At 71.3% G+C, this 24,679-nt stretch carries 25 protein-coding genes; 13 read left to right on the top strand and 12 right to left on the bottom strand.

Annotated features, from left to right (window positions below; genetic code table 11):
- Positions 1-82: 82 nt before the first annotated feature.
- The 5 genes from SRB17_RS06620 to SRB17_RS06600 form a co-directional block, all read right to left on the bottom strand.
- Positions 83-985: an SCO1860 family LAETG-anchored protein gene (locus tag SRB17_RS06620; protein WP_153535306.1), complete on the bottom strand. Its 903-nt coding sequence runs from the start codon at positions 983-985 to the stop codon at positions 83-85.
- Positions 986-1,153: 168 nt separating this feature from the next.
- Positions 1,154-2,245, bottom strand: coding sequence for an amidohydrolase family protein (locus tag SRB17_RS06615; RefSeq protein ID WP_153535304.1), 1,092 nt, complete (start codon positions 2,243-2,245; stop codon positions 1,154-1,156).
- Between the two features lie 18 nt (positions 2,246-2,263).
- Positions 2,264-3,058: an amino acid ABC transporter ATP-binding protein gene (locus SRB17_RS06610; RefSeq protein WP_323375077.1), complete on the bottom strand. Its 795-nt coding sequence runs from the start codon at positions 3,056-3,058 to the stop codon at positions 2,264-2,266.
- Positions 3,055-3,888 (bottom strand): amino acid ABC transporter permease, encoded by an 834-nt coding sequence (locus tag SRB17_RS06605; RefSeq protein WP_153535302.1) that lies wholly within the window; start codon positions 3,886-3,888, stop codon positions 3,055-3,057. The genes SRB17_RS06610 and SRB17_RS06605 overlap by 4 nt, the downstream gene beginning before the upstream one ends.
- Positions 3,885-4,736 (bottom strand): transporter substrate-binding domain-containing protein, encoded by an 852-nt coding sequence (locus tag SRB17_RS06600; RefSeq protein WP_153535300.1) that lies wholly within the window; start codon positions 4,734-4,736, stop codon positions 3,885-3,887. Before SRB17_RS06600 ends, SRB17_RS06605 begins: the two co-directional genes overlap by 4 nt.
- 149 nt (positions 4,737-4,885) lie before the next feature.
- On the opposite strand from SRB17_RS06600, the gene SRB17_RS06595 reads away from it, so the two are divergent.
- The 6 genes from SRB17_RS06595 (at position 4,886) to thpD (ending at position 10,073) form a co-directional block, all read left to right on the top strand.
- On the top strand, positions 4,886-5,929 hold the full coding sequence (locus tag SRB17_RS06595; protein WP_323375076.1) for a pyridoxal-phosphate-dependent aminotransferase family protein: 1,044 nt from the start codon (positions 4,886-4,888) through the stop codon (positions 5,927-5,929).
- A gap of 132 nt (positions 5,930-6,061) precedes the next feature.
- Positions 6,062-6,619, top strand: coding sequence for a DinB family protein (locus SRB17_RS06590; protein WP_153535298.1), 558 nt, complete (start codon positions 6,062-6,064; stop codon positions 6,617-6,619).
- A 262-nt stretch (positions 6,620-6,881) separates the two neighbouring features.
- Positions 6,882-7,409 (top strand): diaminobutyrate acetyltransferase, encoded by a 528-nt coding sequence (gene ectA / locus SRB17_RS06585; RefSeq protein ID WP_153535296.1) that lies wholly within the window; start codon positions 6,882-6,884, stop codon positions 7,407-7,409.
- 13 nt (positions 7,410-7,422) lie between these two features.
- On the top strand, positions 7,423-8,694 hold the full coding sequence (ectB, locus tag SRB17_RS06580) for a diaminobutyrate--2-oxoglutarate transaminase (RefSeq protein WP_323375075.1): 1,272 nt from the start codon (positions 7,423-7,425) through the stop codon (positions 8,692-8,694).
- A gap of 74 nt (positions 8,695-8,768) precedes the next feature.
- On the top strand, positions 8,769-9,173 hold the full coding sequence (locus SRB17_RS06575; protein ID WP_323375074.1) for an ectoine synthase: 405 nt from the start codon (positions 8,769-8,771) through the stop codon (positions 9,171-9,173).
- Between the two features lie 6 nt (positions 9,174-9,179).
- Complete coding sequence (gene thpD, locus SRB17_RS06570) at positions 9,180-10,073, top strand: ectoine hydroxylase (protein WP_153535293.1); 894 nt, start codon at positions 9,180-9,182, stop codon at positions 10,071-10,073.
- Between the two features lie 144 nt (positions 10,074-10,217).
- Here the strand turns inward: thpD and SRB17_RS06565 are convergent, their stop codons facing one another.
- The 4 genes from SRB17_RS06565 to SRB17_RS06550 form a co-directional block, all read right to left on the bottom strand.
- On the bottom strand, positions 10,218-11,279 hold the full coding sequence (locus SRB17_RS06565; RefSeq protein WP_153535933.1) for an aminotransferase class V-fold PLP-dependent enzyme: 1,062 nt from the start codon (positions 11,277-11,279) through the stop codon (positions 10,218-10,220).
- A 97-nt stretch (positions 11,280-11,376) separates the two neighbouring features.
- Positions 11,377-12,102 (bottom strand): DsbA family oxidoreductase, encoded by a 726-nt coding sequence (locus SRB17_RS06560; protein ID WP_153535292.1) that lies wholly within the window; start codon positions 12,100-12,102, stop codon positions 11,377-11,379.
- Between the two features lie 75 nt (positions 12,103-12,177).
- The gene (locus tag SRB17_RS06555) at positions 12,178-12,681 is read right to left on the bottom strand and encodes a GNAT family N-acetyltransferase (RefSeq protein ID WP_153535291.1); all 504 of its coding nucleotides are present in this window, start codon (positions 12,679-12,681) and stop codon (positions 12,178-12,180) included.
- Positions 12,678-13,658 (bottom strand): GlxA family transcriptional regulator, encoded by a 981-nt coding sequence (locus SRB17_RS06550; RefSeq protein WP_153535290.1) that lies wholly within the window; start codon positions 13,656-13,658, stop codon positions 12,678-12,680. Before SRB17_RS06550 ends, SRB17_RS06555 begins: the two co-directional genes overlap by 4 nt.
- A 70-nt stretch (positions 13,659-13,728) precedes the next feature.
- Between SRB17_RS06550 and SRB17_RS06545 the strand changes: the two genes are divergently transcribed.
- Positions 13,729-15,117, top strand: a complete 1,389-nt coding sequence (locus SRB17_RS06545) for an MFS transporter (protein WP_153535289.1) — start codon at positions 13,729-13,731, stop codon at positions 15,115-15,117.
- Here SRB17_RS06545 and SRB17_RS06540 read toward each other — a convergent pair.
- The gene (locus SRB17_RS06540; RefSeq protein WP_153535288.1) at positions 15,077-15,685 is read right to left on the bottom strand and encodes a DUF1349 domain-containing protein; all 609 of its coding nucleotides are present in this window, start codon (positions 15,683-15,685) and stop codon (positions 15,077-15,079) included. The two genes, SRB17_RS06545 and SRB17_RS06540, sit on opposite strands and share 41 nt — an antisense overlap.
- Before the next feature lie 45 nt (positions 15,686-15,730).
- Positions 15,731-17,260, bottom strand: coding sequence for an aldehyde dehydrogenase (NADP(+)) (locus tag SRB17_RS06535; RefSeq protein WP_323375073.1), 1,530 nt, complete (start codon positions 17,258-17,260; stop codon positions 15,731-15,733).
- 131 nt (positions 17,261-17,391) lie between these two features.
- On the opposite strand from SRB17_RS06535, the gene SRB17_RS06530 reads away from it, so the two are divergent.
- The 6 genes from SRB17_RS06530 (at position 17,392) to SRB17_RS06505 (ending at position 23,170) form a co-directional block, all read left to right on the top strand.
- Positions 17,392-18,162, top strand: coding sequence for an IclR family transcriptional regulator (locus tag SRB17_RS06530; RefSeq protein WP_153535286.1), 771 nt, complete (start codon positions 17,392-17,394; stop codon positions 18,160-18,162).
- Positions 18,163-18,211: 49 nt separating this feature from the next.
- Positions 18,212-18,682, top strand: coding sequence for a GNAT family N-acetyltransferase (locus SRB17_RS06525; RefSeq protein WP_153535284.1), 471 nt, complete (start codon positions 18,212-18,214; stop codon positions 18,680-18,682).
- A 78-nt stretch (positions 18,683-18,760) separates the two neighbouring features.
- Positions 18,761-19,699, top strand: a complete 939-nt coding sequence (locus SRB17_RS06520) for a hypothetical protein (protein WP_153535282.1) — start codon at positions 18,761-18,763, stop codon at positions 19,697-19,699.
- Positions 19,696-20,937: a sensor histidine kinase gene (locus SRB17_RS06515; RefSeq protein ID WP_323375072.1), complete on the top strand. Its 1,242-nt coding sequence runs from the start codon at positions 19,696-19,698 to the stop codon at positions 20,935-20,937. The genes SRB17_RS06520 and SRB17_RS06515 overlap by 4 nt, the downstream gene beginning before the upstream one ends.
- Before the next feature lie 30 nt (positions 20,938-20,967).
- A complete protein-coding gene (locus SRB17_RS06510; RefSeq protein ID WP_153535280.1) occupies positions 20,968-21,627 on the top strand; it encodes a response regulator transcription factor in 660 nt (219 codons plus the stop codon).
- Between the two features lie 88 nt (positions 21,628-21,715).
- Positions 21,716-23,170, top strand: a complete 1,455-nt coding sequence (locus SRB17_RS06505) for a peptidoglycan D,D-transpeptidase FtsI family protein (protein ID WP_153535278.1) — start codon at positions 21,716-21,718, stop codon at positions 23,168-23,170.
- A gap of 12 nt (positions 23,171-23,182) precedes the next feature.
- Here SRB17_RS06505 and SRB17_RS06500 read toward each other — a convergent pair whose 3' ends face one another.
- Entirely contained in the window at positions 23,183-24,580 is a 1,398-nt protein-coding gene (locus SRB17_RS06500) for an NCS2 family permease (protein WP_153535276.1), read from the bottom strand.
- Between the last annotated feature and the right edge of the window lie 99 nt (positions 24,581-24,679).

Here is a 24,679-nt window from a genome sequence, read left to right as displayed (position 1 = left end):
CCGGACGGACGTCGGTCGTCGCCGGTGGGCCGCTCCCCGCCCGGCGTGGTGGCCGGGTGGGGAGCGGTGCGGGGAGGTGGTGTCAGTTCTTGCGGCGCCGGGCCACCGTCACCGCTCCCCCGCCGGCCAGCAGCAGCACCAGCGCGCCGCCCGCGATGTACGGGGTCGCGGAGCTGCCCCCGGTCTCCGCGAGGTCCGCGCGGTCTCCCTGGGGCTTCGCGCCGGCCGCCGGGTCGTGGCTCGGCACGGGGTGAGCGGTGGGCGGGACCGCCGGGGTCTCGCAGGTGGCCTTCGCCAGGATGACCGTGCCCTCGACGTCGGCCACGTTGAGCTTCAAGGGGTTGACGGAGACCTTGAGTTCGAGGGCGGTGGCGGCGGCCGTACGGGTCGTGGTACGCCGCTGGGCGAGGTCGAGGCGGACCTCGCCGACGCCGGGCACCTTGACCTCGGTCGGGCCGCCGGCGGTGAGGGTGACCCGCTTGCCGAGGACGGTGACGGCGCCGAGGACGTTCGCGTCGGCGGCGGGCGCCCGGCCGGCCTCGCAGGTCGCCTTGGCGGTGACCGTGCCGACCTCGATCAGGGACAGCAGGGGCAGGCCGGGGACGTGCAGCCTGGCGTCGACGAGCCGGACCGAGCCCTCGGCGCGCCGGGCGGTCACGGTGGCCTTCGCCGAGGCGACGCCCGCGCCGAGGACCGTGAACGGCCTGCCGCCCGCCACCCCTTCGAGCCGGGCGGACAGCGCGGTCTTGTCGGCGCTCTGCGGTGCCTGGACCTCGTTGAGGGAGACCGCGAGCGGGACGTCGACGGTCTTGTTGAGCAGGGACACGTCGAGCCCGGTGCGCAGGACGACGGCGGAGGCGCGACCGTGGTCACCGGTCGCGTGCGCGGCGCCCGCGCCCAGGGCCGCCGGAGCGGCGGCGAGGGCGGTGACCGTCAGGACGGTGGCGAGACGGCGCGCGGGCATGCGGAAGTTGTTGCTGTTCAAGGCGGTGGGACCCCCAGTGGGAACATGCTTGGGACCCGTCAACCTTGTACGCACTGTGGGTGAACGGTCAGCAATCCTGGGTCACTTCACTCAAACGTGGATTTTCCGCACACCGATTCGAATCAGCGGGCACAGGCGTTCCCGCACGTTCCCCGCGCCCCTGCGCGGCTACTCGACGACGATCCCGTTCAGCACCACCCGGCGCGGTGCCGCCAGCACCCGTACGTCCGCGCGCGGATCGGCCTCGTACACCACGAGGTCGGCCGGTGCGCCCTCCTCCAGGCCAGGGCGGCCGAGCCAGGCACGGGCGCCCCAGCTCGCGGCCGAGACGGCGGCCACGGCGGGGATGCCCGCGGTGACCAGCTCGGCGACCTCCTCCGCGACCAGGCCGTGGGCGAGTGAGCCGCCGGCGTCCGTGCCGACGAACACCGGGATCCCGGCGTCGTAGGCGCCGCGCACGGTGTCATAGCGGCGTTCGTGCAGCCGCCGCATGTGCGCGGACCAGCGCGGGAACCGGGTGTCGCCGCCGGCCGCGAGCTGCGGGAAGGTGGCGATGTTGACGAGGGTGGGGACGATCGCGACGCCGCGCTCGGCGAAGAGCGGGATCAGGTCGTCGGTCAGGCCGGTGGCGTGCTCGATGCAGTCGATGCCCGCCTCGACCAGGTCGCGCAGGGAGCTCTCGGCGAAGCAGTGCGCGGTGACGCGGGCGCCGAGCCGGTGGGCCTCGCCGATGGCCGCCTCCACCGCGTCGCGCGGCCAGCAGGCGGACAGGTCCCCGAGGTCACGGTCGATCCAGTCGCCGACCAGCTTGACCCAGCCGTCGCCGCGCCGGGCCTCCTGGGCGACGTACGCGACCAGGTCGTCCGGTTCGATCTCCCAGGCGTAGTTGCGGATGTAGCGGCGGGTGCGGGCGATGTGCCGGCCGGCCCGGACGATCTTCGGCAGGTCCTCGCGGTCGTCGACCCAGCGGGTGTCGGAGGGCGAGCCGGCGTCCCGGATCAGCAGGGTGCCCGCCTCCCGGTCGGTGAGCGCCTGCTTCTCGGCGGTGGCGGAGTCGACCGGGCCCTGCGCGCCGAGGCCCACATGGCAGTGCGCGTCGACCAGGCCGGGCAGCGCCCAGCCCTCGACGGTCCGGACGTCCCGGGCGCCGGCGGGGCGGTCGTACGACACCCGGCCCCCGACCACCCACAGCTCGTCGCGGACGTCCCCGGGCCCGGCCAGGACCCGCCCCTTCACGTGCAGCACGGCGCCATCGCTCATGTACTGCACCTTAATCAGCTACTGCGCGGGCTTCCCCGCCTGGTCCGAGGTCTCCTCCTCCACCTCGGCCATCGCCGGGTCCAGCACCCGGGACAGGAAGTGGCGGGTGCGCTCGTGCTGCGGGTTGCCGATGACCTGCTCCGGGCTGCCGTCCTCGACGATCACGCCGCCGTCCATGAAGACGACCCGGTCGGCGACCTCGCGGGCGAAGGTCATCTCGTGGGTGACGACCATCATGGTCATGCCCTCGTCGGCGAGCATGCGCATGACGGCGAGGACATCGCCGACCAGCTCCGGGTCGAGCGCCGAGGTCGGCTCGTCGAAGAGCATGACCTTCGGGCCCATCGCCAGCGCCCGGGCGATGGCCACCCGCTGCTGCTGGCCGCCGGAGAGGGAGGACGGGTAGGCCTCCGCCTTCTCGGCCAGGCCGACCCGGGCGAGGTTCTCGGCGGCGATCCTCGCGGCCTCCGCCTTGCCCCGCCCGAGGACCCGGCGCTGCGGCAGCGTGAGGTTCTCGGTGACGCTCAGGTGCGGGAAGAGGTTGAACTGCTGGAAGACCATGCCGATGCGGCGGCGTACGGCGTCGATGTCGACATCCGGGTCCGTCAGCTCGGTGCCGCCGACGAAGACCTGGCCCTTGGTGGGCTCCTCCAGCAGGTTCACACAGCGCAGGAGGGTCGACTTGCCGGAACCCGAAGGGCCGATGACGCAGACGACCTCGCCCGAGCCGATCTCCAGGTCGATGCCCTTGAGCACCTGGTTGTCACCGAAGGACTTGTGCAGGTCCTGGACGCGGATCTCGGGGCTGGTCACTTGATCTCCTTCTGGGCCTTGGCCTCCAGACGGCGGGCGACGAAGCCGAGCGGGATGGTGACCAGCAGGTAGCACAGGCCCGCGACCAGGATCGGCGTGGAGTTGGCGGTCGTACTGGCCAGGTCCCGGCCGTACTTGGACAGCTCGCGCTCCTCCAGGGTCACGCCGAGCAGCAGCACCAGGGAGGAGTCCTTGAAGAGCATGATCAGCTCGTTGGTGAGCGGCGGCAGGATGATCCGGAAGGCCTGCGGGATGATGATGGAGATCATGGCCCTGGCCGGTGAGAAGCCCAGCGAACGGGCCGCCTCCATCTGCCCCTTGGGCACGGCCTGGATGCCGGCGCGGAACGTCTCCGCCATGTAGGCGGCGCCGATGAGGCCGAGGCCGAGAGCACCCTTGCCGTAGGTGCCGCCCGGGATCTCCGTGCCGGGGAAGGCCAGCGGCACGGCCACCGCGATGAAGACGAAGATCAGCAGGGCGGGCAGGCCGCGGAAGACCTCGATGTAGATGCCGGCCACCCACCGGTACGGCCCCACGGAGGACAACCGCATCAGCGCGATGACCAGGCCGAGCACCAGTCCGAGGACGAATCCGGACACCGTGTACAGCACGGTGTTCTTCAGCGCCAGCGTGATGACGTCCGGCCACATCTGCTTCGCGATGCCGCCCTGCGCGAACTGGTTCTGCAGCCGCCCCCAGTCCGCCGTGACCGCCACGGCGATCACGGCGGCGACGAAGACGACGTACTGGATGCCCCGGGACAGTCGCCGCTTCTGAGTGCGGGTCAGTCCCTTTTTCCTCGGTCGCAGTTGTACGTCGAGATCCGTCATGAGGCGGCGGGAGAGGCCACGGAGGCGTTGTACGGGCCGATCCACTGCTCGTACAGCTTCTTGTAGGTGCCGTCGGCCTTGGCGTCCTTCAGGGCCTTGTCGATGGCCTCGCGCAGCGCCGTGTTGCCCTTCTTGACCGTGAAGCCGTACTGCTCGCCGGTCTTGAGGTTGTCGACGACCTTGAACTTGTCCGCGTTGGCCTTGTCCTTCAGCCAGCCCTGGACGACCGGGTAGTCGATGACGACGGCCTGGACCTGGCCGGTGCGCAGGCCGTTGAGGACCGCGTCGGAGGACTCGAAGGAGACCGGGTCGTAGCCCTTGCCCTTGACGTAGTCCTCGCCGGTGGTCTGCGCCTGGGCGCCGAGCTTCTCGCCCTTGGCCTTGACGTCGGCGAGCGAGTTGATCCCGCTGCTCTTGGCGACCAGGACGGCCTGGGTGGCCTCGAAGTACGGGGCGGAGAAGTCGACGTTCTTCTTGCGCTCGGGCGTGATCGTCATGCCGGCGGCGGCCAGGTCGCACTGGCCGGAGTTCAGGAAGGCGCCGGTCTTGAAGTTCTCGAACGGCGTGTCGACGATCTGCTGCTTGACGCCGAGGTTCTTGGCGACGAGGTCGATGAGGGAGACGTCGAAGCCCTGCACCTTGCCGTTGATCTCCGACTGGAACGGCGGGTACGGCAGGTGGGTGCAGGTGGTCAGCTGACCGGCCTTGACGAGGTGGACCCCCTTGACGGTGGCACCGCCGCTCCCCCCGCTGCCGTTCGAGGAGCAGCCGGCCACGACGAGGACCAGCCCGGCGGTCGCGGTGGTGGCAGCCAGGAGGCGGGACCGGCGTCCGAGGAGCGTTTTCATGGGGGATCTTCTCTGTGGGGGAACTGTGGGTTCCGATTATAAGGAAGAGTTTGAGTACCTCAAATCAAACCGATGGTTAAGGGGGGCTTGGACCTAAGATCGGTGGAGTTGAGCCGAATATTGCCCCCGAGAACGAAGAGAGCGCAGCCGTGACCCACCCTTTCCTCGACCTGCCCCCACTGAGTGCCGAGCGCTTCGCCGCCATCGAGGACGGGGTCGCCCGGCTGCTGGGCACCCGGCAGGACGTGCTGGTCACGCAGGGCGAGGCGCTGCTGCCGCTGGAGGGCGCGATCCGCGCGGCGGCCGGTTCCGGCACGGTGGCCCTGAACGTGATCACGGGCCCGTACGGGCAGACGTTCGGCAACTGGCTCCGGGACGCGGGTGCGACGGTGTACGACCTCTGCGTCCCCTTCCACACGGCGGTGACCGCCGACCGGATCCGGGAGGCGTTCGCCGAGCACCCGGAGATCGACTTCGTGTCGCTGGTGCACGCGGAGGCGGCGACCGGCAACACCAATCCGGTCGCGGAGATCGGCGAGGCGGTACGGGAGCAGGGCGCGCTGTTCTACCTGGACGCGGTCGCCTCCGTGGGCGCGGAGCCGGTGCTGCCCGACGCGTGGGGCGTGGACCTGTGCGTGATCGGGGCGCAGAAGGCGATGGGTGGGCCGGCGGGGGTGTCGGCGATCTCGGTGAGCGAGCGGGCCTGGGCCCGGATGGCGGCGAACCCGAACGCGCCGCGCCGCTCCTATCTGTCGCTGCTGGACTGGAAGGAGCGCTGGCTCGACGCCGGCCGCGCGGTGCTGCCGCACGCTCCGGCGCAGTTGGAGATGCTGGCACTGGAGGCGTGTCTGGAGCGGATCGAGTCGGTGGGGCTGGACGAGGTCATGGCCCGGCATCGAAGTGCCGCGCTGGCCACGCGGGCGGGTGCGGTCTCGCTGGGCGGGGGGCTTGAGCCCTATGTGTACGAGGCCGCGGATGCGGCGCCGGTGGCCACGACACTGCGGGTGCCGTCGCAGGTAGTGGCGTCGGAGGTGGTGGCTCGGGCCCTGACCGACGATCCGACGCTGCCGATCGCCGCCGGCGGTGGGGCGCTGGCCAAGGAGATGATCCGGGTCAACCATTACGGGGCGGATGCTTCGCCGGAGACCGTGGAGAGGTGTCTGGCGGCGCTCGGGGCGGCGCTCGGCGTTTGACGTCGCCCCCTGGGGGCTCCGCCCCCAGACCCCCGTCCGCCCACCCGCCCACGCGTCCCGGTCGGCCAAAAGGGCGCCCCTCCGCGGATGCGCGGCCCTGTCGATGTCAGCACCCGGTGCCATCCTTCCCCCATGACCACGCCACGGACGCCCCAGTCCCCCAAGACACCCCGAACCCCCCTCACCCTCCCCGACGGCCGCCCCGTCCCCCCGATGACCGGTTCCGAGCGTGCCCTGCTGGAAGGCTGGCTGGACTTTCACCGGGCCACGCTGGAGCTGAAGTGCCGGGGGCTGGACGAGGCGCAGGTGCGGCTGGCCTCGGCGGAGCCGTCGGAGTTGACGCTGCTCGGGCTGGTGCAGCATCTCGCCGAGGTCGAACGGAACTGGTTCCAGCGGGTGCTGGCCGGCCTGGACGTGCCGCCGGTGTTCGAGGAGGAGACGGGGTACGCGCTCGACCCCGCACGGGGGCTCGAAGAGGCGCTCGGCGTATGGCGGCGGGAGATCGCGCGCGGACGCGAGCTGCTGGCCGTGCGCTCTCTGGAGGACACCGGGCGGATCGTCGACGAGCCGATGACCGGCATGGAGGTCAGTGTGCGCTGGGTGCTGATCCACCTCATCGAGGAGTACGCCCGGCACAACGGTCATGCCGACATTCTGCGTGAACGAATCGACGGGGCCACCGGAGCCTGAATTCAATATTCGGGTTAGTTTCACAATTCCCGCAAATTCTCCCGGTGGCAGCTTCCCATGGTCTTCTGCCCGCTTTTTGCAAACCTAAACGGGGGAATTTCCTAGCGGTTTTCTGCCGGTTTCCGTGCTGTGACGTACTCCACAGCAAGGCCCGTTTGCCCCGATTTGATGTGGGTCAATTCCGACATTTCACCAGACTCTCTGTGCGGCACAGCGACGGTGCCCGTGCATTTCCTAATTCACCTCGCTAAATTCGTGCCGCATGACTGCCGCACCCGCAGACCTGATCGTCGACCAACCGGCGGTGACCGACGGAGCCGCGCTCTGGCGTCTCGCCAAGGACTCGAAAACCCTCGACTTGAACTCCTCGTACAGTTATCTGCTGTGGTGCCGGGACTTCGCCGGCACCTCGGCGGTGGCGCGCGGTGCGGACGGGGAGCCGGTCGGTTTCGTCACCGGCTATGTGCGGCCGGAGCGCCCCCGCACGCTGCTCGTCTGGCAGGTGGCCGTCGACTCCGCCCACCGGGGTCTCGGTATCGCCGCCGCGCTGCTGGACGGGCTGGCCGGACGCCTGGCCGCCGAGCGCGGCATCACCGACGTGGAGACCACCATCACCCCCGGCAACACCGCCTCCGAGCGGCTGTTCACCTCGTTCGCCGCCCGGCACGGCGCGCGCGTCGAGCGTGCGGTGCTGTTCCCCACCGAGCTGTTCCCGGACGGACCGCACGACCCCGAAGTCCTCTACCGCATCGGCCCGCTGACCGATGCCACCCCCACAGAAGCCCACTGAGGAGCGATTCACCGTGACCATCACCCAGCCCGACCTCAGCGTCTTCGAGACTCTCGAGTCCGAGGTGCGCAGCTACTGCCGCGGCTGGCCCACGGTCTTCGACCGCGCGCAGGGCAGCCGGATGTTCGACGAGGACGGTCATGTCTACCTCGACTTCTTCGCCGGTGCCGGCTCACTCAACTACGGTCACAACAACCCCGTACTCAAACGGGCGTTGATCGACTATCTGGCACGCGACGGGGTGACCCACGGGCTCGACATGTCGACCACCGCCAAGCGGTCCTTCCTGCAGGCCTTCCAGGATCTGGTGCTGCGCCCGCGCGATCTGCCGTACAAGGTCATGTTCCCGGGGCCGACCGGTACCAACGCCGTGGAGTCGGCCCTGAAGCTGGCCCGCAAGGTGAAGTCGCGCGAGGCGATCGTGTCGTTCACCAACGCCTTCCACGGGATGTCGCTGGGCTCGCTCGCGGTGACCGGCAACGCCTTCAAGCGGGCCGGCGCCGGGATCCCGCTGGTGCACGGCACGCCGATGCCGTTCGACAACTACTTCGACGGCACGGTGCCGGACTTCCTGTGGTTCGAGCGGCTGCTGGAGGACCAGGGCTCCGGCCTCAACAAGCCCGCCGCGGTGATCGTGGAGACCGTGCAGGGCGAGGGCGGCATCAATGTGGCCAGGCCGGCGTGGCTGCGCGCGCTGAAGGAGCTGTGCGAGCGGCAGGACATGCTGCTGATCGTCGACGACATCCAGATGGGCTGCGGGCGTACGGGCGCCTTCTTCTCGTTCGAGGAGTCCGGGATCACGCCCGACATCGTCACGGTCTCCAAGTCCATCAGCGGCTACGGGCTGCCGATGTCGCTGTGCCTGTTCAAGCCGGAGCTGGACGTCTGGGAGCCGGGCGAGCACAACGGCACCTTCCGGGGCAACAACCCCGCGTTCGTCACCGCCACCGCGGCGCTGGAGACGTACTGGACCGACGGCTCGGCCATGGAGAAGCAGACCCGCGCCCGTGGCGAGCAGGTCGAGCAGGCGCTGATCGCCATCACCGAGGAGAACCTCGCCGACGTGAAGGAGTACCGCGGGCGCGGTCTGGTCTGGGGCATGGAGTTCCACGACAAGGACCGGGCCTCGCGGATCGCGCGGCGGGCCTTCGAGCTCGGGCTGCTCATCGAGACGTCCGGCCCCGAGGGCGAGGTCGTCAAGCTGCTGCCCGCCCTCACCATCACCCCCGAAGAGCTGGACGAGGGGCTGAGCGTCCTCGCCCGCGCCGTCCGGGAAACCGTCTGACCGACGCCCTCCGGCCGGCACCGTCCGACCTCATCCGACCGACCCTGTGATCAACCCGGAGAGAGAACACCACCGTGATCGTCCGATCGTTCAAGGACATCGAAGGCACCGACCGGCACGTCAGGTCCAAGTCCGGCACCTGGGAGAGCAAGCGGATCGTCCTCGCCAAGGAGCGGGTCGGCTTCTCCCTGCACGAGACCATCCTGTACGCCGGCACCGAGACGTCGATGTGGTACGCCAACCACATCGAGGCCGTCGTCTGCACCCGGGGCGAGGCCGAACTCACCGACCACGAGGCCGGGAAGACGTACACCATCACGCCCGGCACCATGTACCTCCTCGACGGGCACGAGCGGCACACGCTGCGCGTCAAGGAGGACTTCCACTGCATCTGCGTGTTCAACCCGCCGGTGACCGGACGGGAGGACCACGACGAGAACGGCGTCTACCCGCTGCTCACCGAGCCCGAGGAGGTGTGAGAACCCATGACCACTGCCAGCGTCACCGATCTCTACCCGACCCGCGGCACCACCGAGGTGACCGTCCCGCGCCAGGACCCGGTCGTCTGGGGTTCCCCGGACACCCCGGGACCGGTCCCGGCGGCCAATCTGCAGGCGTACGAGCGTGACGGCTTCCTCGCCGTCGACCAGCTGATCGCCCCGGACGAGGTCGAGGTCTACAAGCGCGAGCTGGACCGGCTGGTCGGCGACCCGGCGATCCGCGCCGACGAGCGCTCCATCGTGGAGCCGAAGTCGAAGGAGATCCGCTCGGTCTTCGAGGTGCACCGGATCAGCGAGGTGTTCGCCGACCTGGTGCGCGATCCGCGGGTCGTCGGGCGCGCCCGGCAGATCCTCGGCTCGGACGTGTACGTCCACCAGTCCCGGATCAACGTCAAGCCCGGTTTCGGCGCGAGCGGCTTCTACTGGCACTCGGACTTCGAGACCTGGCACGCCGAGGACGGTCTGCCGAACATGCGCACGGTGTCGGTCTCGATCGCGCTGACCGAGAACCACGACACCAACGGCGGCCTGATGATCATGCCGGGCTCGCACCGGACGTTCCTGGGCTGCGCCGGCGCCACGCCGGAGGACAACTACAAGAAGTCGCTGCAGATGCAGGACGCGGGCACGCCCTCGGACGAGGCGCTGACCGCGCTCGCGGGCGAGCACGGCATCAAGCTGTTCACCGGCAAGGCCGGCTCGGCGACCTGGTTCGACTGCAACTGCATGCACGGCTCGGGCGACAACATCACGCCGTTCCCGCGCAGCAACGTGTTCATCGTGTTCAACAGCGTGGAGAACAAGGCCGTGGAGCCGTTCGCGGCTCCGGTACGACGGCCCACGTTCATCGGAGCAAGGGATTTCACTCCCGTGGGGTGAGTGGAGACCGGCCGGGGTCCGGGGGTCGTCCCCCGGAGAACCCGGCATTGGGGCGCGAGACTTCACGCCGGTGAAGTAGCCCCCTTTCAGCACCGGGCCGGGGCCTCCTCGTGTGGGACGGGGGGCTCCGGCCCGGTCATGTCGTCAGCCGGCCAGCACGTTCAGCAGGCGGTCGACGTCGGCGGGCGTGTTGTAGAGGTGGAAGGCCGCGCGGAGGTTGCCGGCGCGGTCGGAGACCTCGATCCCGGCTCGGCTCAACTCCGGCTGGCGCGCGCCCAGCCCGGGCACGGAGACGATCGCCGAGCCCGGAGCGGGCACCGGCTCGTGGCCGAGGTCCGCGAGCCCCGCGCGGAACCGGTCGGCGAGAGCGACGTCGTGGGCGTGGATCGCCGCCACGCCGAGTTCCTCGACGAGTTCGAGGGAGCGGCGCAGGCCCGCGAAGGTGAACAGGGAGTGGGTCAGGTCGAACCGCCGGGCGGACCGGGCGAGTTCGGTCACCGGCCCGTAGCAGCTGTCCCACGGCTGCTCGGCCGCGACCCAGCCCCCGAGCAGCGGGGTCAGTCCGCCGAAGTCCTCGGGGACGGTGAGGAACGCCGTGCCGTGCGGGCCCAGCAGCCACTTGAAGGAGACGCTCGCGGTGAAGTCGTGGGCGTCCGCCTGCATCGGCAGCCAGCCGGCGGCCTGGGAGAAGTCGACGTAGGTGCGGGCGCCATGGGCGCGGGCGGCCTCGCGCAGGGCGGCCAGGTCGGCGATCCGGCCGTCGGCGGACTGGGCGGCGCTGACCGCGACGAGCGCGGTGCCGGGGCGGACGGACTCGGCGATCCGCTCCAGCGGGACCGAGCGGACCTTGAGGTCGCCGCGCACATGGAACGGGTTCAGCACGGAGGTGAAGTCGTCGTCGGCCGTGAGGACTTCGGCGCCCGCCGGCAGCGAGGCGGCGATCACCCCGGTGTGTGCGGCGACCGAGGCACCCGCCGCGACCCGGCCGGCCGGGACTCCGGCGAGCCGGGCGTACGCGGTCCGGCAGGCCTCCACGTCCTCGTACAGCGCAGTCAGCGGCCGGCCCTCGGCCCGCAGCAGCGCCGCCTGCTGGAGGGCGGTGACGGTGCGGGCGGGCAGCAGGCCGTTGCTCGCGGTGTTGAGGAAGATGCTCTTCGGGGTGAACTCGGCGCGGACGAGGCTCTCGAACGTCTCCGTGGTCTCCATGGGACCACTCTGCGGCCCGATGAAGTCGTAGTCCATTGCGGATTTCTACGTGGATCGGCTCAGAAAGCCTTATACGTCCGCGCCGACCTGCGGTTTCTCAGTGCTGCGGCACCGCGCACCCGTCCGGACCGCACGCCGCCCCGTCCCCCTGGTCTCCCTGATCGACCAGCTTCAGCGGCGAGTGCTCGCCCCAGGCCTGGGTCAGCGCCCGGGTGAAGACCTCGGCGGGCTGGGCCCCGGAGACGCCGTACTTCCGGTCGAGGACGAAGAAGGGCACGCCGTTCGCGCCGAGCTGGGCGGCCTCGCGCTCGTCGGCGCGGACGTCGTCGGCGTAGCGGGACGGGTCGGCGAGCACCGCGCGGACGGCCTCGGCGTCGAGACCGGCCGCCACGGCCAGCTCGACGAGCCGCTCGTCGCCCTCGGTGAAGACGGACCGCTCCTCGGCGAAGTTCGCCCGGTACAGGATCTGGATCAGCTCGTCCTGCCTGCCCTGCTCCTTGGCGAAGTGCAGCAGGCGGTGCATGTCGAAGGTGTTGCCGTGGTCGCGGCCCCGGGTGCGGTAGTCCAGTCCCTCGGCGGCGGCCTGGGCGCCGAGGTTGTCCTCGCCGGCCTGGGCCTGGGCCTCGCTCATGCCGTACTTCCTGGTCAGCATGGTGATCACCGGCTGGACGTCGCCCTTGGCGCGGCGCGGGTCCAGCTCGAAGGAGCGGTGCACGACCTCGACGTCGTCGCGGTGCGGGAAGGCAGCGAGCGCCTTCTCGAAGCGGGCCTTGCCCACGTAGCACCAGGGGCAGGCGATGTCGCTCCAGATCTCGACGCGCATGTCTTCGGCTCTCTCCAGGTCGTACGGGCGCGGAGGCTCTCTCCCGCCGGTACGTGAACGTTCAAGCAGCGCGGTTCATTCCCGGGGTACGGACAAACGCAGGAAGAGATGGTGGTCGCCCTCGGCGGGCGGGTTGTCGGGGTCCGCCACCCAGCCCAGGCGGGCGTAGAAGGCCTGGGCGCGCCGGTTGTCCATGTGCACGTCGAGGACCGCCGCCCGCTTGCCGTCGGCCCGCCACTCCTCCACACAGGCCGCGTGCAGGGCCGTACCGATGCCGGAGCGCCAGTGGCCGGGGTCGACGTGGAACTGGAAGAGCTTGACCGTTTCCGCGGGGGCGCCGTCGGGGGTGCGGAAGGAGGCGATGCCGACGATCCGGCCCTGCTCGACGGCGCACAGCACATGGCCGTCGGGGCGCTCGATGGAACCGCGCCAGGCCGCGGCCCAGTCGGTGTCGTCCTGCGGGACCCCGTCCGGGTAGTACGTCGAACGGGCCCGGAAGTGCAGCTCGGCGATGACCTCGGCTTCGGCGGGCAGGGCGGTACGGATCACGCGGCCGCTCGTCACACGTTGACTGATCATGCAACGGAGGACGTGACCGCATCCGGCCCGGTTCCGAGGCGGCTGAACTGGGTCCGGTACGCGCTCGGGGTGAGGCCGGTGCGGCGGACCATGTGGGCGCGCAGGGAGTCGGCGGTGCCGAGGCCGCAGGCGGCGGCCACCTGGTCCATGGGCAGCGTGGTGGTCTCCAGCAGTTCCCTGGCGCGCTCGATGCGCTGGTGGAGGAGCCACTGCAGGGGGCTGACGCCGCTCTCGGCGTGGAAGCGGCGGGTGAGCGTGCGTACGGAGACTCCGGAGTGCCGGGCCAGGTCGGTGAGGGTGAGCGGCTTGTCGAGGTTGCGCATGGCCCAGCCGCGGGTGTCGGCGCAGGCGGTGCCGCGCTCGGGCGGCAGCGGGGTGTGGGTGAACTGGGTCTGGCCGCCGGGGCGGACCGGGGCGACCAGGGCAAGGCGGGCGACCTCGTTGGCGACGGCGGCGCCGTAGTCGGTGCGGATGATGTGCAGGCACAGGTCGATGCCGGCGGCGTAGCCGGAGGAGGTGAGGTACGGCCCGTCCTGGACGTACAGGACGTCGCCCTGGAGGTGCACCTGCGGGTACCGCTTGCGCAGTTCGTCGGCGTGCGCCCAGTACGTGGTGGCCCTGCGGCCGTGCAGCAGGCCCGCCTCGGCGAGCTGGAAGGCGCCGGTGCAGATGGAGGCGATCCGCTTGCCGGCGTCGGCGGCCTCCCGGACGGCGGCCACGATCCGGGGCTCCGGCTCGAACGGGGCGCCGGTGCCCGCGACGACCACCGTGTCCGCCTCCCGCAGGGCGTCGAGCCCGTGGCGCACGGACAGGTCGAGACCGCCGGTGGTGGGGACCGGGCCCGGGTCGGCGGCGCAGACGAGCACCTCGTAGCCCGGCCGGCCGTCCACCTCCACCTTGCCGAACAGCATCTCGGGGATCGCGAGGTTGAACATCGACACCGGCGAAGGCGCGATGACGGCGACACGGTGCGGCATGGCCAGAACCTCCGGATGCGTGGCATTCAGGCCACTACTGTACGGCAGCCGGAATCCGCAGCATGGGGGCATGTCAACGAATCAGATGCCCAGGGTCGGCCAACTCGCCCCTGCGGAAGGTGACTTGGAGCCCACCCGGTCCTCCGCCCCGCTCACCCTCACCGCCGCCCTGCTCGGCTTCGCGCTGATCTGCCTCGACGCGTCCGTGGTCAACGTGGCCCTGCCCGCCATCGGCTCGGCCCTGGGCGGCGGGATGTCCGGCCTGCAGTGGGTGGTCGACGCCTACACGCTGGCCTTCGCGGCGCTGATGCTGTCCACCGGGGCCTTCTCCGACCGGGCCGGGGCGAGCCGGGCGTTCGCGCTGGGCACCACGGTGTTCACGCTCGCCTCGGCGGCCTGCGGGCTGGCGCCGAATCTGCCGGCCCTGATCGGCGCGCGGGTGGTCCAGGGCGTCGCGGCGGCCGTGGTGCTCCCGGCGTCGCTGGCGCTGGTGCGGCAGGCGTACCGGGAACCGGCACGGCGGGCCCGCGCGGTGGCGGCCTGGGCGGCGGGCGGTTCGCTCGCCGTGGCCCTCGGTCCGGTGGCGGGCGGTGCGCTGACCACCGTCTGGGACTGGCGCGGCATCTTCTTCGTCAACCTGCCGGTGGGCGCCGCGATCCTGGCCCTGCTCGTCCGCGCCCCGCGCTCGCGGCCGCGCCCGGCACCGCTGGATCTGCCCGGCCAGCTGACGGCGGTGGCGGCCCTGGTGTCCCTGACCTTCGCGGTGATCGAGGGCGGGACGGCGGGCCGGGCGGCACTGGCGGTGGCCGTTCTCGCGGGCGCGGCGTTCCTGCGCATCGAGGCGCGCCGGCCCCATCCGGTGGTGCCCCTCGGCCTGTTCCGCGACCGGACCGTGGCCACGGCCGTCGCGGTGGGCTCCGCGGTCAGCGTGGCGTTCTACAGCATGGTGTTCGTCTTCTCGCTCTTCTTCCAGCAGGTCCAGGGCCACTCCGCGCTGTACGCCGGGCTGATGTTCCTGCCGATGACGGGTCTGATCGGGGTGACGAACGTGGTGGCGGGCAAGCTCGCGGGCCGCTACGGCCCCCGGCTGCCGATGCTGGTGGGCCAGCCGCTCGCCGTCGCCGGCCTGCTCCTGCTGCTGTACGTCGACGCCGGCACGCCCCCGGCCCTGGTGTCCGTGCTGCTGGTGCCGCTGGCGCTGGGCTGCGCGCTGACGGTCCCGCCGCTGACCGCCGCGATGATGGACGCCGTACCCGCCGAGCGGGCGGGCCTGGCGGCCGGGGTGCTCAACTCGGCCCGGCAGGTGGCCGGCGGCCTGGGCATCGCGGTGTTCGGAGCGCTGCTCGGACACGGCTTCCAGGCCGGTATGCGCTGGAGCCTGGCCGTCGGCGCGGCCCTGCTCACGGTGACGTTCGCGCTCAGCTTCCGTCTCGCAGGTCGCTCGGCCAGGACGTCCTGAACTCGAGGTGGTCGTACGTGACCACGCACCCCTCCCCCAGCGGCGCCTGGGTCATGAAGCCGACCAGCGCGTCACCGGTCTCCTTCTCGCCGCCGAGGGTGAACAGCCGGACGAAGGTCCAGCACTCGCCGTCCCGGGAGGCGTGGAAGGCGAAGGCCCGCCCGGTCCTGCTGACCCGCAGCCACACCGAACTCCCTTCCACCGTGAAGGAGTTGGCGTCGTCGGAGTGTCCCCGGGTGACCACCGTGCAGACGGTGGGCACGTCCGGGGAGTACTCCAGACAGAGCTTGGCCCAGGCCCGCTCGCCCACATGGACGTAGAGCACGCCCGCGTCGAAGGACGCGTTGAACCCGACCGTGACCCGCGCGATCAACTGGAAGTCGCCTTCCGGCGCACCGAGCAGCCGGGGTGCGTCGGAGGCGGGGTCCAGGGCCTCCCCGGTGGGCGTGACGAACCGGTCCTGCCGGGGGCCGGCCCAGCCGGTGAGCACGCCGTCCTCGTAGGACCAGTGCCCGTCGGGCCCGTATGTGCGCAGGGGGAAGGGGAGTTCAGGGAGTTTCACGTCCATGGTCCGATTGTCTCAGCGCGTCTCGGCGGAAGGTCGGGGTCCGCGCTATCGCTCCAGAACCCCGTTGAACCTCCGGGGAAGTCCCAGCGGGTTGTCGTCCTTCAGCTCGGCCGGCAGCAGGGCCGACGGCGCGTTCTGGTAGGCGACCGGCCGCAGCCACCGCTCGATGGCGGTACCGCCCACGGAGGTGGAGGTGGAGGTCGTCGCGGGGTACGGCCCGCCGTGGTGCTGGGCCGGTGCCACCGCGACCCCCGTCGGCCACGCGTTGACCACCACACGTCCGGCCAGCGGAGTCAGCTCGGTGAGGATCTCCGCGCCGCGCCCCTCGCCGGCCGCCTCCTCGGCGGACAGTTGTACGGTCGCCGTCAGGTTGCCCGGCAGCCGGGACAGGACCGACGCCGCCTCACCCTCGTCCTCATAGCGGACCACCACGGTGACCGGCCCGAAGCACTCCTCCAGGAGTTGGTCGTAGGCCCCCTCTTCGGCCAGCCTGCCCGCCGGCACCGTGAGGAACCCGGCGCTGACCGTGTGCGCGCCGCCCGCGCCCGGGGTGACCGGGGAGTCCACCTCGGGGAGCTGGGCGCGCTCGGCCACCCCGGCGATGAAGTTGTCCCGCATCCGGTGGTCCAGCAGCACGCCCGCCTCGGTGTTGCTCACCGCGGCCGTCAGGGCCTTGACCAGGCCGTCGCCCGCCGCGCCGGACGGCACCAGCACCAGACCGGGCTTCACGCAGAACTGCCCGACCCCCAGCGTCATCGACCCGGCGAGCCCGGTGCCGATCTCCTCGGCGCGCTCGGCGGCGGCGGCCTCGGTCACCAGGACCGGGTTCAGCGAGCCCAGCTCGCCGTGGAACGGGATCGGCACCGGCCGCGCGGCGGCCGCGTCGAAGAGGGCGCGTCCGCCCCGTACCGAACCGGTGAAGCCCGCCGCGGCGACCAAGGGGTGCTTGATCAGCTCGACGCCCGCCTCGAAGCCGTGCACCAGGCCGACGACGCCCTCGGGGATGCCGTGCTCGGCTGCGGCCCGGCGCAGCACCTTGGCGACCAGCTCGGACAGGGCCGGGTGGTCGGGATGGGCCTTGACGACGACCGGGCAGCCCGCGGCGAGCGCGCTCGCGGTGTCGCCGCCGGCGACGGAGAAGGCGAAGGGGAAGTTGGAGGCGGAGTAGACGGCGACGACGCCGAGCGGCACCTTGTAGCGGCGCAGGTCCGGCACGGGCGGGGTCGCCGTGTCGTCGGGGTGGTCGATGACGACGTCGAGGAAGGCGCCCTCGTCGACGATGCCGGCGAAGGCCCGCAGCTGGTAGCTGGTGCGGGCGAGTTCGCCGGTGAGGCGGACCGGGCCGAGGGCGGTCTCGGCGTCGGCGGTCTCGACCAGGCCGTCCCTGGCCGCCTCCAGGCCCGCGGCGGCCGAGCGCAGGAAGGCGGAGCGCACCGCGCGGTCGGCGAGGGCGCCGCGCACGGCGTGGGCCGCGCGGACCGCCGTGTCCACCTCCTGGGCTGTGGCCTCCACCGCAACCTGTTCACGCTGCTTCCCGGTACGCGGGTCGACACTCCAGACTGGTGCTGCTGCCACCGCGGGTCCCTCCAGTAAGGCCGCAAGAACTAGGGTCACCGATCAGCCGCGTTCGATATACTGAACACTGTCTCTGATGATGAATATGCTGTTCGGAGACTATTTCCCGGCGATTGAAGGGGTCAAGGGCGATGTCGGCTGGCGAGACAGGCGGGGCCCAGGTCAAGTCCGCGGTGCGGACCGTTGAATTGCTCGAGTACTTCGCCGGCAAGCCCGGCATGCACTCCCTCGCGGCCGTACAGGAGGCCGTGGGGTACCCCAAGTCCAGCCTGTACATGCTGCTGCGCACACTCGTGGAGCTGGGCTGGGTGGAGACCGACGCGACGGGCACGCGGTACGGCATCGGGGTGCGGGCGCTGCTGGTCGGCACCTCGTACATCGACGGCGACGAGGTGGTGGCCGCCGCCCGGCCGACCCTGGACCGGCTCTCCGACGACACCACGGAGACCATCCACCTGGCCCGGCTCGACGGCACCAACGTCGTCTATCTGGCCACCCGCCAGTCCCAGCACTACCTGCGCCCCTTCACCCGGGTCGGGCGCCGGCTGCCCGCGCACTCCACCTCGCTCGGCAAGGCGATCCTCGCCACGTACACCGACGAACAGGTGCGCAAGCTGCTGCCGGAGACCCTGCCCGCGCTCACCGAGAACACCCTCACCGACCGGGAGAAGCTCATCGAGGAGCTGCACCAGGTGCGCGAACAGGGCTACGCGGTCGACCGTGAGGAGAACACCCTCGGCCTGCGCTGCTTCGGCGTGGCGATCCCCTACCGCACCCCGGCCCGGGACGCGATCAGCTGCTCGGTGCCGGTGGCCCGGCTGACCCCCGCCCACGAGCAGATGATCAGGGACGCGCTGTTCGACGCCCGCGACCGGCTGACGCTGGCGACCCGGCGGCTCTGAGCGCGCACCTCCTGGGCCCGGCGCCCGGGCCGTCGTAGGCTCGGGCGTCATGGAGATCGCATTGCGTGCCGTCGAGGACGGTGACCTGCCGGTGTTCTACCGGCAGATGACGGACCAAGAGGCCCTCCGCATGGCCGCGTTCGGGCCCGCGGACCCGGCCGACCGGGAGGCCTTCGACGCCCGGTGGAAGCGCATACGCGCCTCCTCCGACGTGCCGCGCACGGTGCTGGCCGACGGGCAGGTCGTGGGCAGTGCCGCGGTCTACGGCGAGCCGGGCGAGCGCGAGGTGACGTACTGGATCGACCGCGCCCACTGGGGCCGCGGTGTCGCCACGGCGGCGTTGCGGGCCCTGCTCGCCGAGGTCCCCGAACGGCCGCTGTACGCGCGGGCGGCGGCCGACAACACCGCGTCGCTGCGGGTGCTGCACAAGTGCGGCTTCCGCGAGACGGCCCGGGCCCGGGGGTACGCGAACGGGCGGGGCCGGGAGATCGAGGAGGTCGTGCTCGTCCTGCGGGACTGAGCGTCTCCCCCGTGCGGCGGAGACGGATCGTCGGGCCGCAGGAGGTGAACGGCCCCTGCCGCGCGGGAGCGTTGAGGCATGACGATCTCCACGGCCCCTGTCCCTCTGCGCGTCCCGGCCGGGCGGCGCCTGCTCCGCCTCGTCGCCATCGCCGCCTGCCTGCCGTATCTGTCCCTCAAGCTCGCCTGGATCGCCGGGAGCCACCTCGGCATCCCGGACGGCAGCCCGCTGCTGGAGCACCGGCTGGCCCTGGCGCTCGCCAACGGCCTGACCGTGCTGATGGACGCGGCCGTCGTCGTGCTGGCCCTGCTGCTGACCCGGCCGTGGGGGCGGCGGGTGCCCGCCTGGCTGCTCGCGGTGCCGATGTGGCTCGCCATGGGGCTCCTCGCGCCCATCATGGTGGACTTCCCGCTGCAGCTCGTCCTGCACGGCGGCGGTGGCGGCCACAGCGCCGGCAAACCCTTCCTGGCCGACTGGGTCTTCGCGGTGGTGTACGGCGGGTTCATCGCGCAGGGGCTGGCGCTGGGCGCGCTGTTCACGGGGTACGCCCGCGAGCGCTGGGGGCTTCTGTGGCGGGGTCGGGTGCGGGAGCTGCCGGCCGGGGGCGCGCCGAGGGCACAGGGGCGGACGGCCGTGGCGGCGGCGCTTCTCGCGCTGTTCCCCGGCGCGCTGCGACTGCTGCGGGCCTGCGGCGCGGCGAGCCCGGACGGCAGCGGCGACCGGTCCCTGCAGTGCGTCTACCTCCTCTTCCTCGCCGCGGCCGTCCTCGGCGCCTGGCAGCTCGCCTACCGCCGGGGCCGTGCGCTGCCCGTCGCCGTGCCGCTGGCGCTGGCCTGGACCGGCTCCGCGGCCGTGGCCTGCTGGGGCGGCTGGATGGCACTGGGGGCGCTGGTGACCGGCAACCGGCCGACGGTGCCGACCTGCCTCACCTACGCTGGGCAGATGGTCACCGGCGTGCTCGTGGCGAGCGTCATCGCCCGCTTCCTGACGGACCGGTCCGCCAAGGCCCCGCAGTGACAGGGGCGTTGCGGCCGCTCTTCGGCGGGCGGGCACGGCGCCGCTGGATCCATCTGATCCTGGGCGGCGCCCTCGCCATGCCGTACGTCCTCGTCGGCTCGGTGATCGTCGGGCCGCTCACCGGCGCGGACGACGTCTTCCGGTCCCTGCCCCTGCAACTCGGGTCGTTCGCGGTCGGGTTGCCGATCGCGGCCGTCACCTCGCTGTTCCCGCTGACCCGGCCGCTGGAAGCGGCGGCGGTGCGCGCCCTGTGCGGGGTCGACGCGGACTTCCTCGCCCACGGCCCGGCCCGGACCCGCGCCGAACGGGCCCGTACGGCGGCCTGGTTCACGCTGCACCTGGGCTTCGGCGGGATCGCCGCCGGGATGTCGCTCGCCGTGCCGCCGTTCGCGGTGGTGCTGATCGTCCTGCCCCTGTTCGCCGGGCTGCGCGACTCCCGGCTCGCCCTGCCCGAAGTCCTGCACCATGGCTGGGCGTTGGCGCTGACCCCGGTCGCGGGCCTGGCCATGCTGCTCGCGCTCGCCGCCTGCGCCGCCGGCTGCGGGGCCCTGCTGGCCCGCTGGGCGCCCGCGCTGCTCGGGCCCACCCCCGAGGACCGGCTGGCCGCCGCCGAGGCCCGCGCCGCCGACCTCGCCGTACGCAACCGGCTCGCCCGCGAGCTGCACGACTCCGTGGGCCACGCCCTGAGCGCCGTCACCCTCCAGGCGAGCGCGGCCCGCCGGCTCCTGGACACCGACCTTGAGTTCGTCCGCGAGGCGCTCGCCGCCATCGAGGAGACCACCCGGCGCACGGTCGGCGAACTCGACGCCGTGCTCGGCGTGTTGCGGGACGGGGACGCGCCGGGCACCGCGCCCGCGCCGACCCTGGAGACCGACCTGGACGGGCTGCTGCGCCGGACCCGGGCCGCCGGGCAGCCGGTGACGGCCACCGTCGGCACCGAGCCCGCCGCACTGCCACCGCTGGTCTCCCGGGAGGCGTACCGGATCGTGCAGGAGGGCCTGAGCAATGCGCTGAGACACGCCGGCACGGCCGTCGCCGTGCGCATCGCCACCGCCGCCGGGCACCTGGAGATCACCGTCGAGAACCCCCTGGGCGCCGCCCCGGCTCCCCGCCGCGGCGGCGGTCACGGGTTGCGGGGCATCGCCGAGCGGGTGCGGCTGCTCGGCGGCACGGCACAGGCGGGACCGGCAGGAGACATCTGGCGTCTGTCCGTACGACTTCCGTTGAAGGCTGCCTGACACTGCGGCGTGACCGCTGAAAGGACTCGTATGCCCCGGCCCGCGATCCGGATCGTCCTCGCCGACGACGAACGCATGGTCCGCACCGCCCTGCGTGCCATCCTCTCCGTCGAGCCGGGCGTGGAGGTGGTCGGTGAGGCGGCGACCGGTGCCGAGGCCGTGTCCGTCGTCCGGGAGCTGCGGCCCGACGTCGTCCTCATGGACGTCCGCATGCCGGAGATCGACGGCATCCGGGCCACCGAGCAGATCCTCGCCATCCTCGACCAGCCGCCCCGGATCGTGGTCGTGACCACCTTCGAGAACGACTCCTACGTGTACGACGCGCTGCGCGCCGGCGCTTCCGGGTTCCTGCTCAAGCGGGCGGACGCCGACGCTCTCGTACAGGCGGTGCGGCTGGTCGCGCACACCGACAGCCTGCTGTTCCCCTCGGCCGTCCGGGCCCTCGCGGCCGAGCACGGGCGCAGGACCGCCCCTTCCGCGCCCTGGGTGAGCAAGCTCACCGGACGCGAGCGCGAGGTGCTGCGGCACATGGCAGACGGACTGACCAACGCCGAGATCGCCCGGCGCCTGGACGTGGGCCCCGCCACCGTGAAGTCCCACGTGGCGGCGGTGCTGGCCAAGACGGGCGCCCGGGACCGCACCCAGGCGGTGATCGCCGCGTACGAGGCCGGTTTCCTGCGCGCGGAGTGAGCCGCTCCGGGGTCGCTTCCTGAGCGCACGATGAGAAAACGGGGCGTACGGGAACGATCGATCCCTTCTCGATCGTCTTCGGAGCGGGATGAACAAGACGATCAGGCGGGCCTCCGTCTTCGCTCTGCTGCTCGTGCTCGCTCTGCTGGTCAGGGCGACCTGGGTGCAGTTCTACGACGGCAAGGCCCTCGCGGACGACAACGACAACCGGCGGAACGCGATCCAGACGTACTCGCAGCCGCTCGGGAACATCATCGTGGCCGGAAACGCGATCACCGGCTCCACCCGGACCAAGGGGAGCGACCTCGCGTACAAGCGGACGTACACGGACGGCCGGCTCTACGCGGCGGTGACGGGCTATGCCTCGCAGGCGTACGCCCCCACCCAGTTGGAGGGCATTTACAAGGACCTGCTCAACGGCACGGACACCCGGCTGAAGAACGTGCTGGACACGCTCACCGGCAAACGCGCCGACCCGGGTGACGTGCTCACCACGATCGATCCGGACGTGCAGAGGGCGGCGTACCGCGCGCTCGGCGACAAGAAGGGCGGGGCGGTCGCGATCGACCCGAAGACCGGCAAGATCCTCGCGGCGGTGTCCACGCCGTCGTACGACCCCACCGCGCTGACCGACGCCAACACGGCCGGCGCCGCCTGGAAGCAGCTCAACGCGGACAAGGACAAGCCGCTCACCAACCGCGCGCTGCGCCAGCCGCTGCCGCCCGGCTCGACGTTCAAGCTGGTGGTGGCGGCGGCCGCGCTGGAGAACGGGCTGTACAAGAACGTGGACGACCCGACCGACAGCCCGGACCCCTACACCCCGCCGGGCACGACGCACGTGCTGGTGAACGAGAACAAGTCGGCGCCGTGCAGGAACGCCTCGATCCGCAAGGCCCTGCAGTACTCCTGCAACAACGTCTTCGGGCACATGGCCGTCCAGCTCGGCCAGGACAAGGTGAAGGCCATGGCCGAGAAGTTCGGCTTCAACGACGACAAGCAGGACGTGCCGGTGCGGGCCTACGCCAGCGTGTACCCCTCCGGCATGGACCAGCCGCAGACCGCGTTCTCCGGCATCGGCCAGTTCGACGTCACCGCGACCCCGCTGCAGATGGCCATGGTGTCCGCGGCCATAGCCAACGGCGGCAAGCTGGTCTCGCCGCATATGGTGTCGCAGATCGCCGACAGTGGCGGTGAGGCGCTGCAGAACTACGACGACAGCGCGGACACCAAGGAGATCGTCAGCTCCTCCACCGCCGAGCAGCTCCGGTCGGCCATGGAGACGGTGGTCAAGGACGGCACCGGCACGAACGCCCTGATCGACGGAGCCACCGTCGGCGGCAAGACCGGCACCGCCCAGCACGGCGAGAACAACAGCAAGACGCCGTACGCCTGGTTCACGTCCTTCGCCAAGTCCCACACCACCGGCAAGGAAGTGGCTGTCGCCGTGCTGGTGGAGCAGTCGGACGCGGCCCGGTCCGAGGTGAGCGGTAACGGTCTGGCGGCGCCGGTGGCGAAGGCGATGATGCAGGCGGCGCTGAAGTGAGCGTCGGCGTCCTCACTTCACCCCGAGCACCTGCTCGATCGGATCGATCGCGAAGTACACGAGGAACAGCACCGACACGGCCCACAACAGCCAGTTGACCTCCCGCGCCTTGCCCAGCACCGTCTTGATGACGACGTAGGAGAGGAAACCCGCGCCGATCCCGTCGGTGATGGAGTAGGTGAACGGCATCGCGGCGATGGTGAGGAACGCCGGGATGGCGATCTCGTACCGGTCCCAGTCGATGTGCTTGACGTGGGTCATCATCAGGAAGCCCACCGCGATCAGCGCGGGCGCCGCCGCCTGGAGCGGGACGATGGTGAGCAGCGGGGTGAGGAAGAGGGCGAGGCCGAACAGGCCGCCGGTGACGAGGTTGGCGAGGCCGGTTCGGGCGCCCTCGCCGACGCCGGCCGCGGACTCGATGTAGGCGGTGTTGGAGGAGGCGGAGCCGATACCGCCGACGGCGGCCGCGGCGCCGTCGATGAACAGCACCCGGCCGATGCCGGGCACCTGCCCCTTCTCGTCGAGCAGTCCGGCCTCCGCGCTGATGCCGACGATCGTGCCCATGGCGTCGAAGAAGTCGGACAGGATGAGGGTGAAGACCAGCAGGACGGCGGTGAGCACGCCGGCCTTGGCGAAGCCGCCGAACAGGCTGAAGTGACCGATGAGCCCGAAGTCCGGGGCGGCCACGAGCTTGTCGGGGACCTTGGGCGTGGTCAGGCCCCAGCTCTTGATGTCGGCGACGGCGTTGATGACGATCGCGACGACGGTCATCGTCACGATGCTGATGAGGATCGCGCCCTTCACCTTCCGGGCGAGCAGCGCGATGGTCAGCAGGACGCCAAGACAGAAGACGAGCACGGGCCAGCCGGTGAGCCGTCCGACGGCGCCCAGTTGCACGGGCACGGTGGTGTGCGCGGCGTCCGGAATACGGCTGACGAACCCGGCGTCGACCAGGCCGATGAAGGCGATGAACAGGCCGATGCCGACACCGATGGCTTGTTTCAGCTGCTGCGGGATCGCGTTCATGATGGCCTCCCGGAGTCCGGTGAGGACCAGCAGGCAGATGATCAGGCCCTCCAGGACCACCAGGCCCATCGCGTCGGGCCAGCTCATCAGCGGGGCCAGCTGGAAGGCGACGACGGCGTTGAGGCCGAGGCCGGCGGCGATGGCGAGGGGGAGGTTTCCGCCGACGCCCATGACGATCGTCATCACGCACGCCACCAGCGCGGTGGCGGTCACGAGCTGGCCGGTGTCGAGCGTGTGCCCGTACTTGTCCTTGGCACTGCCCAGGATGATCGGATTCAGGACGAGGATGTAGGCCATGGTGAAGAACGTGGCGAAGCCGCCGCGTATCTCCCGGCTGAACGTGGATCCCCGCTCGGAGATCCTGAAATACCGGTCCACTGACATGGTCCCACTCCTCGTCGCCTGATGATCGGCATGCGGATGCTGGCTGGATTGTTCCCCTGTTCAACCTGTTTCAGGTTTTCTCCGTGTTACGGAATCCGG

The sequence above is a fragment of the Streptomyces sp. RB17 genome (assembly GCF_009604455.1).
Lineage (GTDB): Bacteria > Actinomycetota > Actinomycetes > Streptomycetales > Streptomycetaceae > Streptomyces.
This window is presented reverse-complemented; position numbering and strand designations above follow the sequence as displayed.

What these genes read in the sequence shown, in the direction of transcription:
- SRB17_RS06525 (WP_153535284.1), top strand. Translation starts at nt 18,212, where the DNA reads ATGGAGATCGCATTGCGTGCCGTCGAGGACGGTGACCTGCCGGTGTTC.
- SRB17_RS06615 (WP_153535304.1), bottom strand. Translation starts at nt 2,245, where the DNA reads ATGAGCGATGGCGCCGTGCTGCACGTGAAGGGGCGGGTCCTGGCCGGG.
- SRB17_RS06510 (WP_153535280.1), top strand. Translation starts at nt 20,968, where the DNA reads ATGCCCCGGCCCGCGATCCGGATCGTCCTCGCCGACGACGAACGCATG.
- SRB17_RS06555 (WP_153535291.1), bottom strand. Translation starts at nt 12,681, where the DNA reads ATGATCAGTCAACGTGTGACGAGCGGCCGCGTGATCCGTACCGCCCTG.
- SRB17_RS06560 (WP_153535292.1), bottom strand. Translation starts at nt 12,102, where the DNA reads ATGCGCGTCGAGATCTGGAGCGACATCGCCTGCCCCTGGTGCTACGTG.
- SRB17_RS06605 (WP_153535302.1), bottom strand. Translation starts at nt 3,888, where the DNA reads ATGACGGATCTCGACGTACAACTGCGACCGAGGAAAAAGGGACTGACC.
- thpD (WP_153535293.1), top strand. Translation starts at nt 9,180, where the DNA reads ATGACCACTGCCAGCGTCACCGATCTCTACCCGACCCGCGGCACCACC.
- SRB17_RS06505 (WP_153535278.1), top strand. Translation starts at nt 21,716, where the DNA reads ATGAACAAGACGATCAGGCGGGCCTCCGTCTTCGCTCTGCTGCTCGTG.
- SRB17_RS06540 (WP_153535288.1), bottom strand. Translation starts at nt 15,685, where the DNA reads ATGGACGTGAAACTCCCTGAACTCCCCTTCCCCCTGCGCACATACGGG.
- SRB17_RS06530 (WP_153535286.1), top strand. Translation starts at nt 17,392, where the DNA reads ATGTCGGCTGGCGAGACAGGCGGGGCCCAGGTCAAGTCCGCGGTGCGG.
- SRB17_RS06590 (WP_153535298.1), top strand. Translation starts at nt 6,062, where the DNA reads ATGACCACGCCACGGACGCCCCAGTCCCCCAAGACACCCCGAACCCCC.
- ectA (WP_153535296.1), top strand. Translation starts at nt 6,882, where the DNA reads ATGACTGCCGCACCCGCAGACCTGATCGTCGACCAACCGGCGGTGACC.
- SRB17_RS06565 (WP_153535933.1), bottom strand. Translation starts at nt 11,279, where the DNA reads ATGGAGACCACGGAGACGTTCGAGAGCCTCGTCCGCGCCGAGTTCACC.
- SRB17_RS06520 (WP_153535282.1), top strand. Translation starts at nt 18,761, where the DNA reads ATGACGATCTCCACGGCCCCTGTCCCTCTGCGCGTCCCGGCCGGGCGG.
- SRB17_RS06600 (WP_153535300.1), bottom strand. Translation starts at nt 4,736, where the DNA reads ATGAAAACGCTCCTCGGACGCCGGTCCCGCCTCCTGGCTGCCACCACC.
- SRB17_RS06500 (WP_153535276.1), bottom strand. Translation starts at nt 24,580, where the DNA reads ATGTCAGTGGACCGGTATTTCAGGATCTCCGAGCGGGGATCCACGTTC.
- SRB17_RS06550 (WP_153535290.1), bottom strand. Translation starts at nt 13,658, where the DNA reads ATGCCGCACCGTGTCGCCGTCATCGCGCCTTCGCCGGTGTCGATGTTC.
- SRB17_RS06545 (WP_153535289.1), top strand. Translation starts at nt 13,729, where the DNA reads ATGTCAACGAATCAGATGCCCAGGGTCGGCCAACTCGCCCCTGCGGAA.